Annotated in this window: 13 protein-coding genes; 6 read left to right on the top strand and 7 right to left on the bottom strand. The window is 73.1% G+C overall.

All coding sequences use genetic code 11. The features are described 5' to 3' along the window. Positions 1–87: 87 nt before the first annotated feature. Entirely contained in the window at positions 88–1,392 is a 1,305-nt protein-coding gene (locus ABZ016_RS00930) for a histidine kinase (protein WP_356915027.1), read from the bottom strand. A 308-nt stretch (positions 1,393–1,700) separates the two neighbouring features. On the opposite strand from ABZ016_RS00930, the gene ABZ016_RS00925 reads away from it, so the two are divergent. Genes ABZ016_RS00925 through ABZ016_RS00915 form a run of 3 tightly spaced genes read left to right on the top strand, consistent with a single transcriptional unit; the run spans position 1,701 to position 4,625 of the window. Next, positions 1,701–2,558: a MaoC/PaaZ C-terminal domain-containing protein gene (locus ABZ016_RS00925; RefSeq protein WP_356914389.1), complete on the top strand. Its 858-nt coding sequence runs from the start codon at positions 1,701–1,703 to the stop codon at positions 2,556–2,558. A 31-nt stretch (positions 2,559–2,589) separates the two neighbouring features. Further along, positions 2,590–3,666: a Zn-dependent alcohol dehydrogenase gene (locus ABZ016_RS00920; RefSeq protein WP_356914388.1), complete on the top strand. Its 1,077-nt coding sequence runs from the start codon at positions 2,590–2,592 to the stop codon at positions 3,664–3,666. Between the two features lie 11 nt (positions 3,667–3,677). After that, entirely contained in the window at positions 3,678–4,625 is a 948-nt protein-coding gene (locus ABZ016_RS00915; protein ID WP_356914387.1) for a 3-oxoacyl-ACP reductase, read from the top strand. A gap of 95 nt (positions 4,626–4,720) precedes the next feature. Here ABZ016_RS00915 and ABZ016_RS00910 read toward each other — a convergent pair whose 3' ends face one another. Beyond that, on the bottom strand, positions 4,721–4,888 hold the full coding sequence (locus ABZ016_RS00910; RefSeq protein WP_356914386.1) for a hypothetical protein: 168 nt from the start codon (positions 4,886–4,888) through the stop codon (positions 4,721–4,723). A 97-nt stretch (positions 4,889–4,985) separates the two neighbouring features. After that, entirely contained in the window at positions 4,986–6,278 is a 1,293-nt protein-coding gene (locus ABZ016_RS00905; RefSeq protein ID WP_356914385.1) for a hypothetical protein, read from the bottom strand. 236 nt (positions 6,279–6,514) lie between these two features. Here ABZ016_RS00905 and ABZ016_RS00900 point away from each other — a divergent pair, with 236 nt between their 5' ends. Genes ABZ016_RS00900 through ABZ016_RS00890 form a run of 3 tightly spaced genes read left to right on the top strand, consistent with a single transcriptional unit; the run spans position 6,515 to position 9,352 of the window. Continuing rightward, a complete protein-coding gene (locus tag ABZ016_RS00900; protein WP_356914384.1) occupies positions 6,515–7,354 on the top strand; it encodes a Nif3-like dinuclear metal center hexameric protein in 840 nt (279 codons plus the stop codon). Next, positions 7,351–8,094, top strand: a complete 744-nt coding sequence (locus ABZ016_RS00895) for a C4-type zinc ribbon domain-containing protein (RefSeq protein WP_356915026.1) — start codon at positions 7,351–7,353, stop codon at positions 8,092–8,094. Before ABZ016_RS00900 ends, ABZ016_RS00895 begins: the two co-directional genes overlap by 4 nt. A gap of 19 nt (positions 8,095–8,113) precedes the next feature. Next, positions 8,114–9,352: a bifunctional RNase H/acid phosphatase gene (locus ABZ016_RS00890; protein WP_356914383.1), complete on the top strand. Its 1,239-nt coding sequence runs from the start codon at positions 8,114–8,116 to the stop codon at positions 9,350–9,352. On the opposite strand, the gene eda is transcribed toward ABZ016_RS00890, so the two are convergent. The 4 genes from eda to ABZ016_RS00870 form a co-directional block, all read right to left on the bottom strand. Next, positions 9,327–9,974, bottom strand: a complete 648-nt coding sequence (gene eda, locus ABZ016_RS00885; protein WP_356914382.1) for a bifunctional 4-hydroxy-2-oxoglutarate aldolase/2-dehydro-3-deoxy-phosphogluconate aldolase — start codon at positions 9,972–9,974, stop codon at positions 9,327–9,329. The genes ABZ016_RS00890 and eda overlap by 26 nt on opposite strands. 70 nt (positions 9,975–10,044) lie before the next feature. Beyond that, on the bottom strand, positions 10,045–10,827 hold the full coding sequence (gene yaaA, locus ABZ016_RS00880) for a peroxide stress protein YaaA (protein ID WP_356914381.1): 783 nt from the start codon (positions 10,825–10,827) through the stop codon (positions 10,045–10,047). 43 nt (positions 10,828–10,870) lie between these two features. Further along, on the bottom strand, positions 10,871–11,449 hold the full coding sequence (locus ABZ016_RS00875; RefSeq protein WP_356914380.1) for a hypothetical protein: 579 nt from the start codon (positions 11,447–11,449) through the stop codon (positions 10,871–10,873). Continuing rightward, positions 11,446–12,201 (bottom strand): MerR family transcriptional regulator, encoded by a 756-nt coding sequence (locus ABZ016_RS00870; protein ID WP_356914379.1) that lies wholly within the window; start codon positions 12,199–12,201, stop codon positions 11,446–11,448. The genes ABZ016_RS00875 and ABZ016_RS00870 overlap by 4 nt, the downstream gene beginning before the upstream one ends. Between the last annotated feature and the right edge of the window lie 65 nt (positions 12,202–12,266).

Genomic DNA, 12,266 nt, shown 5'->3' with positions numbered 1-12,266 from the left:
CGACTGCGACGCGGACCACCGGCCAACGTACACGCCACCCCTGCCCGGGAGCTGCCCCGCCCTGTTCCCCTGAACTGGGCAGCCGGGTCACGCCGATTCCGTCATCGCCGGACGGACAGCGGTCGCGTCGACGTCCAGCGGGAGCTCCGCCGTCACCGCGAAACCGCCCCTGGGCCGGGGCCCCGCCGTGAGGGATCCGCCCGCTGCCGCGAGGCGCTCCGTCAGCCCGATCAGACCCGTGCCGCCGAGCCCGCCGCCGGCGGACACCCCGGCCCCGTCATCGGCCACCGTCAGCCGCACCCGCTCCCCGGCCCCCGCCCCTGCCTCGGCTCCGGCTCCGGCCCCGGACACCGTGATCTCGCAGCCGTCCGCCCCGCTGTGCCGTACGACGTTCGTGACCGCCTCACGCACCACCCACCCCAGCAGCGCCTCGGTCTGCGGCCCGAGCGGCGGGCCGGAGCGGCTCACGGCCAGGGTGATGCCCGCCGCCGTCAGGGCCGAGTGCGCCCGGTCGAGTTCCATGGCGAGGCTGCCCTGCCGGTAACCCGTCACGGCCTCCCGGATCTCCGTCAGGGCCTGCCGGCCCACGGACTCGATGTCGGTGATCTGCGCCAGTGCCGCGTCCAGGTCGCGGTCGGCCAGGCGACGCGCCGCCTCCGACTTCACGACGATCACCGACATGGTGTGCCCGAGCAGGTCGTGCAGATCACGGGAGAAGCGCAGGCGCTCCTTCTCGACCGCCCGGCGGGCCAGCTCCTCCCGGGCCGCGCGCAACTCGCGCACCGCCTCGGAGAGGCGCATGATCGCCGCCGTCACCATCGTCGAGATCCACGTGGCGTACGCGATGTCCAGGCCGCCCCAGCCGTCGTGGAAACAGGACACCGCACCCGCCAGCACGGCCACCGCCGTACTGGCGGGCCGCAGGTGGGACAGCCGCAGGGCCGCGCCCGTCGCGAGGCCGAGCAGGGGGAAGAACAGCAGCCAGTTGCCGCCGTAGCCGGCCGCGAGCCCGCAGGTCACGGCCGCCAGCAGGGCGAGCGCCACCCCAGTCGAACGTGCCTCGCGCCTCTCCTTGTCGAACGCGTGGAACGCCACGTAGATGTACAGCGAGTTGAAGGTCAGCAGACCCAGCCCGCCGATCCACGGGTTCGGCGTCTGGTCCTGGAACAGGTTGGAGAAGGCACCCATCCCCATCAGCAGCCACGGCAGCAGCGTGAAGCCGCTGGGCGGCGGTCCGGGGTTCTCGGGGAGTTCCCCGGCCCGCCTGGCGGCTCGCCACTCGGCCTTGAGCCGGTTCTTGTTCGCCGCGTAGTTGCGCTGGTGCTCACGGGCCTGCCGGACGGCCGCCCGGGTCCCCGCGACATGGCACCTGACCTTGCGTGTCCAGGACATGTTCCCGTCCCCGATCAGACGTTCACCACCGGTGTTCCGCGTGGTCATGGCGACGACGCTACAGAGCGGCCCGGGGCGTCCGGCAGATGCACTTGTACGGACTTCGGGAGGACAAATGTCACTGGTCCGGAGGCTGATGTCTGACACGACGTCAGGAGGGTTCCCAAGTGCGGTGGCCTGGGCTATACAGAGGGCGCAGGACTGGAACGCGTTTCAGTTCGCGTTTCGGGCCCGCCCCAGACGGCCTCGGTGCGGCCGACGGTGCGGACGGCCGTACCGAGGTCTTTCCCACGGCGATCAGGAGCCCCATGCCCATCGACGCAGCCAAGGCGCTCGCCGCCGAACCCCGTACCGGCGAGATCTCCTGGGACACCAAGGACGTGCAGCTCTACCACCTGGGCATCGGCGCGGGCACCCCCGCCACCGACCCCGACGAGCTGCGCTACACCCTGGAGTCCCGGCTGCACGTCCTGCCGAGCTTCGCCACCGTTGCGGGCGCCGGATCGCCCGGCGTGATCAGCGGACTGTCCATGCCCGGCGTCGACGTCGACCTCGCCCGCGTCCTGCACGGCGGGCAGAGCCTGCGGATCCACCGCCCCCTTCCGGCGGAGGGCCGCGCGACCGCCACCGGCCGTATCGCCGCCGTGTACGACAAGGGCAAGGCGGCCGTCCTCGTCATGCGGACCGAAGTGGCCGACGGCGACGGGCCGTTGTGGACCAACGACGCGCAGATCTACGTACGCGGCGAGGGCGGCTGGGGCGGCGACCGGGGACCGTCCGCCCGGCCGGACCCGCCCGCCGGTGACCCGGACCGGGTCGTCGAACGGCACGTCCGCGAGGACCAGGCCCTGCTGTACCGGCTGTCCGGCGACCGCAACCCGCTGCACGCCGACCCCGAGTTCGCCAAGCGCGCCGGGTTCGACCGGCCCATCCTGCACGGGCTGTGCACCTACGGCATGACGCTCAAGGCGGTCGTCGACACGCAGCTCGGCGGGGACGTGACCCGGGTCCGGTCGTACACCACGCGTTTCGCCGGGGTCGTGTTCCCGGGCGAGACCCTGCGGATCCGCATGTGGCACACGCCGGCGTCCACCCGGGTCGCCGTCAGCGCCGCCGACCGCGACGACACGCCCGTCCTCGCCGACACCATCGTCGAACACACCTGAGTCCCGAACGCCGTACGAGGGGAGCCGCACCATGCGCGCAGCCGTACTGCACGAGATCGGCCAGGACAAACTGGAGGTCCTCGACGACGTCGAGGCGGTGGGTTTCGGACCCGGCAAGGTGCGGATACGGGTGCGCGCCACGGGCCTGTGCCACTCGGACCTGTCGGCGATGAGCGGGGTGCTGCCGCAGCCCGCGCCGTTCGTGCCCGGCCACGAGGGGGCGGGGGAGATCCTCGACGTGGGCGAGGGCGTGAGCCACCTGAAGGCCGGTGACCGGGTCGTGGTGTGCTGGCTGCCGGCCTGTGGCGCCTGCCCCTCCTGCAAGCGCGGTCAGACCCAGCTGTGCCTCGCCGGGTTCATGAACGCGGGCACCCCCAACTTCAAGCGGCCCGGCGGGGACGTCTTCGGCTTCGCCGGCACCGGCACCTTCACCGAGGAGGTCGTCGTCGACGCCGGCTGCGCGGTGCCGATACCCGACGACGTGCCCTTCGACATCGCAGCCCTCATCGGCTGCGGGGTGACGACCGGACTCGGCGCCGCGCTCAACACGGCAGACGTGGAAGCCGGTTCCTCGGTGGCCGTCATCGGCTGCGGGGGCGTGGGCATCTCCGTGATCCAGGGCGCCCGGCTGCGGGGCGCCGCCGAGATCGTCGCGGTCGACCCGGTCGTCTCCCGGCGCGAGGCCGCCCTGCGGTTCGGCGCCACGAAGGCCGTCTCGCCCGACGAACTCCCCGACACCAAACAGCAGATCACCGCAGGCGAGGGCTTCGACTACGTCTTCGAGGTCGTCGGCAGGTCCGCCACCGCCCGCACCGCCTACGACACCACCCGGCGCGGCGGCACCCTCGTCGTGGTCGGCGCCGGCGCCATGGACGACTTCCTCCAGCTCAACATGTTCGAGCTGTTCTTCGACGAGAAGCGGATCCTGCCGTCCATGTATGGCGGCGGTGACGTCCTGCGCTCCTACGAACGCACCATCGCCCTGTGGCGCGCCGGCCGCGTCGACCTGGCCGGCCTCATCACCCACCGGGTCCCGTTCACCGACATCAACGAGGCCCTGGACCAGATGCGGTCCGGGACGGCCCTGCGTACGTGCATCGAGCTGTGAGGACCCGCGCCATGCCGCTGCCGCCGCCACTCCAGGGACTGTCCGCGATCGTCACGGGCGCGGGCCGCGGGCTCGGCCGGGCCGAGGCGCTGGAACTCGCCCGGCTCGGCGCCGCCGTCGTCGTCAACGACTACGGGCAGCCCGGCCGCGACGGGAGCGGCGCGGCCTCCGCCGGGCCCGCCGAGGAGGTCGCCGCCGAGATCCGCGCGGCGGGCGGGACCGCCCTCGCGCACACCGGCGACGTCGCCGACTTCCAGCAGGCGCGCGCCCTGGTCGAGCTGGCCGTCGACAGGTTCGGCAAGCTCGACATCCTCGTCAACAACGCGGGCATCCTGCGCGACCGCATGGTGTTCTCGATGGCCGAGGAGGAGTGGGACGCGGTCATCCGCGTGCACCTCAAGGGCCATTTCAACACCACCCGGTTCGCCGCCGCGCACTGGCGGGAGCGGTCCAAGAGGGCCGGGGAGCCGGTGTTCGGGCGGATCGTGAACACGTCCTCGGAGGCGTTCCTGGCCGGTTCGGCTGGGCAGCCCAACTACGCGGCGGCCAAGGGCGGGATCGTCGGCCTCACCACCTCCACGGCCCTCGCCCTCGCCAAGTACGGCGTGACGGCCAACGCCATCTGCCCCCGCGCCCGCACCCGGATGACCGAGGACGTCTTCGCGGGCGTCGAGCGGCCCCCCGGCAGCGCCCTCGACCCGCTCGCCCCCGAGCACGTGGCCCCCCTGGTCGGCTACCTCGCCTCGCCCGCCGCCGCCCACGTCAACGGACAGCTCCTCGTGGTGCACGGCGGAATGGTGGCCGTCGTCGAACGGCCCCGGGTGGCCGCCCGGTTCGACAGCAAGCAGGACACCTTCACCTACGACGAACTGGACGCCGTCCTCGGGCCGTACTACGCGGACCGGCCGGCGGGGGAGACCTTCGCGGCGGCGGAGGTGCTGGGGCTCAGGCGCGGGTGAGAGACATGGAACGGCCCTCGCGGGTGAGGGAGACGCGGAACGGCCCTCCCGTCGTACGACGGGAGGGCCGTTCCCACTCGGTGACTGGTCCGCCGTCAGGCAGCAGTCCCGGCCTGCTCGGTCTCCGCCGCCGGCTTGCGGTGGCGGCCGCGCGGCGCCGTCTCGCTGTTCTGCGTGGAGACCTCGCCACGGTGCCGGCCGTGGCCGGCGGCGGGCTCCTGCAGTTCGGCAGTGCGCGGCTGGTTCGTGCTGGCGTCGCTCATCGGATGGAATTCACCCCGTCAACATGATCTTTCTTACAGCCGGGCGAGTGTAACCGGCACCCCGCCCCCGGGATCCAGGCGGCCACGCCAACCGCCACTAGTTCGTTACAAGCCGTCCCAATGGGGCCTGTTGCAGCGGGACCGGACGGGGGGCGGAAGGGGCCGGGGGCTCAGCAGGAGGCGCTGGTGAGAGGAGGTCCGCCGGCTCCGGCGGGTGCACCGCGCCTTCCAGAGCCGGGGGCGCCGGTTCCGGAGGGTGCCCCGGTGGGCGCCCGGGCCCGGCGGGCGTGCCGAGAGCCGGCCCGTCCGTCCCCTGCCCTGGCTCCGGACCGGGCGGCGGCGGCATGACACCGGTCTCCGGCGGCACCACCCCCGGAGGGCTCACCTGCGTCACCCCGCACGGCACCGCGGGTGTCGCGTACGGCAGCCGCAGCACCCCGTCCGGCGTCCACAGGCCGGTACCCGCCAACCACCCCTCGGGCGCCGGGAGATGGTGCACCCGCCGCTCCGCCGGCCGCCACACGCCCACCCAGCTGCCCACCGGCCCGTCGACGCGCAGCGCCACCGCACAGCTCTCCGGCGTCAGCACCTGCCCCGGCTGGATCGCGAACGGCGTGACGGTGCAGTCCCGCAGCCGCAGGCACTCCGGGAAGCGCACCGGCAGCGTGCTGCCCAGGACACCCCAGCCCAGCCGGTCCTGCCCCGGCGAGGGCGCGTCCGAGCGGACGATCAGCAGCCCGCTGTCGTGGTCGGCGAGCAGCAGCCGGTCGTCGCTGTCGGCGGCGATCTGCAGCAGCGGCGACACCTCGCCGCCACGCCCCAGGTCCACCACGACGGCCTTGGTGCGCCCCCCGCACTCCCGGTCCAGCGCCAGCAGCCGTCCCGTACGGTCCAGCCAGACCCCGCCCGAGCAGCGGCCCGGCACCTCGGCCAGCCGCTCCGGACCGCAGGCGCCTCCCACCACCAGCCAGACCGTCGTCGCACGCGGCCCGACGGCCAGGGCGTACGCCCTCGCACCGCCGGGAGCGGGCGGCAGCAGCCGCAGCCGGGCCGTGTCCCGCGGGCACTCGACCACGCCCAGGGGCAGTTCGCCGGTGCCGGGGCCGGTCGGGTACAGCAGCGAGAAGGCGTGCCGGCCGGCCACCAGACGGTGGATGAGGACCCGCCCGTCCCCCATCGGCTGCACCTCGGTGCCCGGCTCCTCCGGCTGGTTTCGGGGCAGCGGCACCGCGTACGGCTCGGGGCCGGCCAGGGTCCAGCGCTCCGGGAACCAGGCATCGCCGGCCGACGCGAGGCGCGCGGCGTAGGCGCCGTCCGCACTGAGCGTGCATCCCGCCGGCGCGGCTCCGTCCTCGTGACCCGCCGAAGGCTCGATCGCACACGCTGTCATCGTTCGGTCACCTCCAGTGACGAACGTAGTTACCGTATGCGCGGGCGAGGAATCCACCGGGTCCCGTCTTCACACATAAGGGTGTTCCAGGAACGATTCGCCTGAGGGAAAGGTGGCATTTGTGCTGCGCGGGGCGACAGTCGGCCCACGGGGGTGGTGCCGGCGGCGCCAGGCTGGGGCGGCGACGGTGACGGTGGCGGTTCAACGCCACAGATCAGACGGGTAGCCTTGCACCCGTGCCCCGTCTGTCTGAAGTCATCGCCGCGCTGGAGAACCTGTGGCCGGCCGAGCGTGCCGAGTCCTGGGACGCGGTCGGCACCGTCGTGGGCGACCCCGACCAGGAGGTCACGCGGGTCCTGTTCGCCGTCGACCCGGTCCAGGAGATCGTCGACGAGGCCGTGAAACTGGGCGCCGACCTGCTCGTCACACACCACCCGCTCTACCTGCGCGGTACGACGACGGTCGCGGCGACGCACTTCAAGGGCCGTGTGGTCCACACCCTCATCAAGAACGACATCGCGCTGCACGTCGCCCACACCAACGCCGACACCGCCGACCCGGGCGTCTCCGACGCCCTCGCGGGCGCCCTGGACCTGCGGGTCACCGGGCCGCTCGTCCCCGACCCCACCGACCCCGAGGGCCGCCGGGGCCTGGGCCGCGTCTGCGCCCTCGACCAGCCGCTGACCGTCCGCGAGCTGGCCGCCCGCGCCGCCGAGCGGCTGCCCGCCACCGCGCAGGGCATCCGGGTCGCCGGCGACTCCGAGGCGCTGGTGCGCACCGTCGCCGTCAGCGGCGGCTCCGGCGACAGCCTCTTCGACCACGTGCGCGCGGCCGGTGTCGACGCCTTCCTCACCGCGGACCTGCGCCACCACCCCGTGTCGGAGGCCCGCGCCCACAGCCCCCTCGCGCTGCTCGACGCGGCGCACTGGGCCACCGAGTGGCCCTGGTGCGAGCTGGCCGCGAGCCAGCTCGACGAAATCTCCGACCGGCATGGATGGGACCTGCGCGTCCACGTCTCCAAGACGGTCACCGACCCCTGGACCAGCCACTCCTCGTCACCTGGAGCCCCCAACTGAACGCCGCGCCCGCCGACCAGATCCGACTCCTCGACGTCCAGGACCTCGACGTCCGCCTCCAGCAGCTGGCCCACAAGAGGAAGTCGCTGCCCGAGCACGCCGAGATCGAGTCGCTGACCAAGGACCACACCCAGCTGCGCGACCTGCTCGTGGCCGCGCAGACCGAGGAGAGCGACTGCTCCCGCGAGCAGACCAAGGCCGAGCAGGACGTGGACCAGGTGCGCCAGCGCGCCGCCCGCGACCAGCAGCGCCTGGACTCCGGCGCCGTCACCTCCCCCAAGGACCTGGAGAACCTCCAGCGCGAGATCGCCTCGCTCGCCAAGCGGCAGGGCGATCTGGAGGACGTGGTGCTGGAGGTCATGGAGCGCCGGGAGTCCGCGCAGGAGCGGGTGGCCGAGCTGACCGACCGGGTCGCCTCCGTCCAGGCGAAGATCGACGACGCGACCGCGCGCCGCGACGCGGCCTTCGAGGAGATCGACGGCGAGGTCGCCACGGTCTCCAAGGAGCGCGAGGTCATCGCCGGGTCCGTGCCCGCCGACCTGCTCAAGCTCTACGACAAGCTGCGCGAGCAGCAGGGCGGCATCGGCGCGGCGAAGCTGTACGCGCGCAGCTGCCAGGGCTGCCGCCAGGAGCTGGCGATCACCGAGCTGGCCGAGATCCGCAAGGCGGCGCCCGACACGGTCGTGCGCTGCGAGAACTGCCGCCGCATCCTGGTGCGCACGTCCGAGTCCGGCCTCTAGGTCCCTGGGAGTTCTTCCGGTGCGGGAGTCGCGGGAGTCGCGGGAGTTCATCGTCGAGGCCGACGGCGGGTCGCGGGGCAACCCGGGGCCCGCGGGCTACGGGGCCGTGGTCAGCGACGCCGCGACGGGCGAGACGCTGCGGGAGACCGCCGAGTACATCGGCGTCGCCACGAACAACGTCGCCGAGTACCGGGGCCTCCTGGCCGGCCTGCGCGCCGCCCACGAGCTGGACCCGACCGCGACCGTCCACGTCCGGATGGACTCCAAGCTCGTCATCGAGCAGATGTCGGGCCGCTGGAAGATCAAGCACCCCGACATGAGGCCACTGGCGGCGGAGGCGGCCCGGGTCTTCCCGCCCGGGCGGGTCACGTACGAGTGGATGCCGAGGGAACAGAACAAGCACGCGGACCGGCTCGCCAACGAGGCGATGGACGCGGGGGCCAAGGGAGAGCAGTGGTCGGAGTCGGGGTCGACGGCTGAGCTGGACACGCGGGCCGAGCCCCCCGAGGTCTCTTCCTCCGACGCTGCTTCCACCGCCATGGAATCCGACGCAGACACTGGTGCCGCCAAGGTCGACGCCGACACCCGTGCCGCCAAGGCCGTGGCCACCCCGGGCTGGGCCCCCGCCGACATGGGCGCCCCCGCCACCTTCGTGCTGCTGCGCCACGGCGAGACCCCGCTGACCCCCCAGAAGCGGTTCTCAGGCAGCGGCGGAACCGATCCCTCCCTCTCCGACGCCGGACGGGAACAGGCCGAGCGGGCCGCCGCCTTCCTGGCCCGGCGCGGCACCATCCAGGCGATCGTGTCGTCACCCCTCGCCCGCACCCGGGAGACCGCCGGCATCGTCGCCGCCCGGCTCGGCCTCGACGTGAGCATCGACGACGGCCTGCGCGAGACCGACTTCGGCGCCTGGGAGGGCCTCACCTTCGCCGAGGTGCGCGAGCGCCACCCGGACGACCTGAACGCCTGGCTGGCCTCCCCGGAGGCCGAACCCACCGGCGGCGGCGAGAGCTTCGCGGCCACCGCCACCCGCCTCGCCGCCACCCGCGACAAGCTGGTCGCGGCCCACGCGGGCCGCACGGTCCTGCTCGTCACGCACGTGACCCCGATCAAGACGCTCGTCCGGCTCGCCCTCGGCGCCCCGCCGGAGTCCCTGTTCCGCATGGAACTGTCGGCCGCGTCCTTCTCGGTCGTCGCGTACTACGCGGACGGCAACGCCAGCGTCCGGCTCCTCAACGACACGTCCCACCTGCGCTGAGCCCCGCCGCCTCGCGGGCCAGCGCCTCGACGCGACCCCAGTCCCGCGCCTCGACCGCGTCCCGCGGCAGCATCCAGCTCCCGCCCACACAGGCGACGTTGGGCAGGGCCAGATAGTCCGGCGCGGAGGCCGGACCGATCCCGCCCGTGGGGCAGAACCGGGCCTGGGGGAGCGGCCCGGCCAGCGACTTCAGATACGCCGTGCCGCCCGCTGCCTCCGCCGGGAAGAACTTCATCTCCCGCACCCCGCGCTCCAGCAGCGCCACGACCTCGGAGGTGGTCGACACCCCCGGCAGGAACGGCACACCGGACCCGCGCATCGCCTCCAGCAGCACGTCCGTCCAGCCCGGGCTGACCAGGAAGCGGGCCCCCGCGGCCACCACCTCCGAGACCTGCTCGGGGCTGATCACCGTCCCGGCACCGACCAGCGCCTCCGGCACCTGCCCGGCGATCTCCCGGATCGCCTCCAGCGCCGCCGGCGTCCGCAGCGTCACCTCGATCGCGGGCAGCCCACCGGCGACCAGCGCCCGCGCCAGCGGTACGGCGTCGGCGGCATCCTCGACGACGACGACAGGGACGACGGGCGCGAGGTCCAGCACGGACGCGGGCAGGGCAGAGGTCATGGCCGTATCCTGCCGCTCCCGCGACAGCATGCGCAAAGCTCATTGCGCATGCTGCAACATGCAGTGGATGTCAGTGGATCTCGTCCACCAGGACATCCAGCGACCAGGCCTGCCCGGCCTTCACGGGCGCCTGCGCCTCCACCACGTACCCGAGATCCCGCAACGCCGTGACCAGCTCAGCCGGGCCCTTCGGAGCGGCACCGGCGCTCAGCAGGCTGCGCACGATCCGCCCCTTCGTCGCCTTGTTGAAATGGCTGACGACCTTCCGGGTCGGCGCGTACAGCACCCGCACGGACGCCGTCCGCCCGGCGACCTCACCCTTCGGCTTCCACGCGGCGGCGTACGCGGCCGACCGCAGATCCAGCACCAGCCCGTCCCCGGCGGCCTCGGGAAGCACCGACGCCATCGGCGTACGCCAGTGCGCGCCCAGCGCCCCGAGCCCCGGCAGCTTCACCCCCATCGAGCACCGGTACGACGGAATCCGGTCCGTCACCCGCACGGCACCCCACAACCCCGAGAACACCAGCAGCGACCGCGCGGCACGCCGCTTGGCCGCCGTGTCGAGGGACGCCAGCCCGAGGGCGTCGTAGAGCACCCCGGTGTAGATCTCCCCGGCCGGGCGCGCACCCGCCGTCCGCAACTCCGCGTTCTTCGCGACCTCGCCCCGCAGCCCCTCACTCAGCCCGAGCACCTCACGCGCCTTGTCCTCGTCGGCGCTGCAGAGCTCGACCAACTCACCGAGCACGGCCTCCCGGGCGTCGGCGAGCCCCGGCAGCGACAGCGACTCCGGTTTCAGCGGCGCACCACGACCGGACGACGCCTTGCCTTCGGACGGCGGCAGCAGGACAAGCACGCGTACTCCTTCGATCGAACTCCGCCGACAGCGTACGGGGAGCTCAGACGCGGGCCTGGCCGAGGGCACGCACGAGCCCGTCGGCGTCGTCGGCATGGAAGCGGACGACCCGCACCTCCCGACGCCCCCCGAAGAAGCCGACATGCGTGACGGGTTCCGTCAGTTCCAGCGTGACGCTGGTCTGCGACCCCACCTCCACATCGAGCTCACCCGCGGCCCGCTCGTGCGTCATCCGCAGCTCACGCCGCACGGAGCCGATCCGCTCCAGCGGCACCCGCAGATCGACATGGACGTACCGCCGGATCCGCAGCGAGCCGCCGTCCACGTCCAGCACATGCGGACGTACGACGGACGAGGCGTGCAACCCCACGACAACGACCACGCCGTACACGTCCAGGAAAAGCAAGACGGCGTGCACGGTCGGCCAGTCCCGCAGCAGCACGGACATCGCCACGGTCTCCACGACGCACACGAACGCGAACCCGGCCATCATCGCGCCCTGCCCCCGTGCATACCCGAAGACCCGCCCGCCGTCCGCCCCCTGCGTACGCCGCGCCACCCACAGCACGAGGCTCACGAGCAGCCGCACCTCGTGCACGACCAGCCGCCGCGCGCCCCTCATCGCCGCTCCTCGGTGAGAATCAGCAGCGTACGGCGGATGACCTCCGCCTGCGCCGGGGCGAGATCGTCGTAGAAGGCCTGTAGGAAGCCGTGGTCCGGGTCGAGGTCCCTGACCTCCGGGAACAGCCCCGCCGGAATGCAGTCGGCCAGGGCCCGAGCGGCCTCGGCAACGCGCGGATCATCCGGCTCGGCACCGGCGAGCGCGTCGAGGAGCGCGTACGCCTCGTGGGCTCGCGCCGCGGCCTCCGGACTCCCGAACGCCGCACCCAACGACGACACCATCTGGTCCCGCGCCTCCTCCGGCATGGCCGTCTCCAGGAAGGCGATGACCTCGCGGTCCTTGACCGCCATCGGCGAGTCCGACAGATGCGCGGTCCCGGCGAACAACGCGGCCAGCTCCGGCGACACCGGCCCTTCGGCCGGCACCCCGCCCTCCGCCTCCAGCAGCGCCCGCAACCGAGCCCGCCGCTCCCGGATCGCCTCCTCCTGCCGCGCCAGATCCTCGTCCAGCTCGGTCAGCACCTCCACGAGGTCCTTCCCTGCCTCCTCCGCCAGCACGTCCCGCACCTCGGCGAGCCCCAGCCCCAGCTCCGTCAGCCGCCGGATCCGCGCCAGCACGACAGCGTGCCGCAGCCCGTACTCCCGATACCCGTTGGCCAGCCGCTCCGGCTCGGGCAACAGCCCCAGATGGTGGTAATGCCGCACGGCCCGTGTGGTGACACCGACGGCCGCGGCGAGTTCTCCGATCCGCATGGGACCAGTGAAGACGTTGACGTTGCGGCAAGGTCAAGCGGCCTCGATCGAGGGAACGGTTCGCT

Source organism: Streptomyces sp. NPDC006372, from assembly GCF_040612515.1.
Taxonomy (GTDB): Bacteria; Actinomycetota; Actinomycetes; order Streptomycetales; family Streptomycetaceae; genus Streptomyces.
This window is presented reverse-complemented; position numbering and strand designations above follow the sequence as displayed.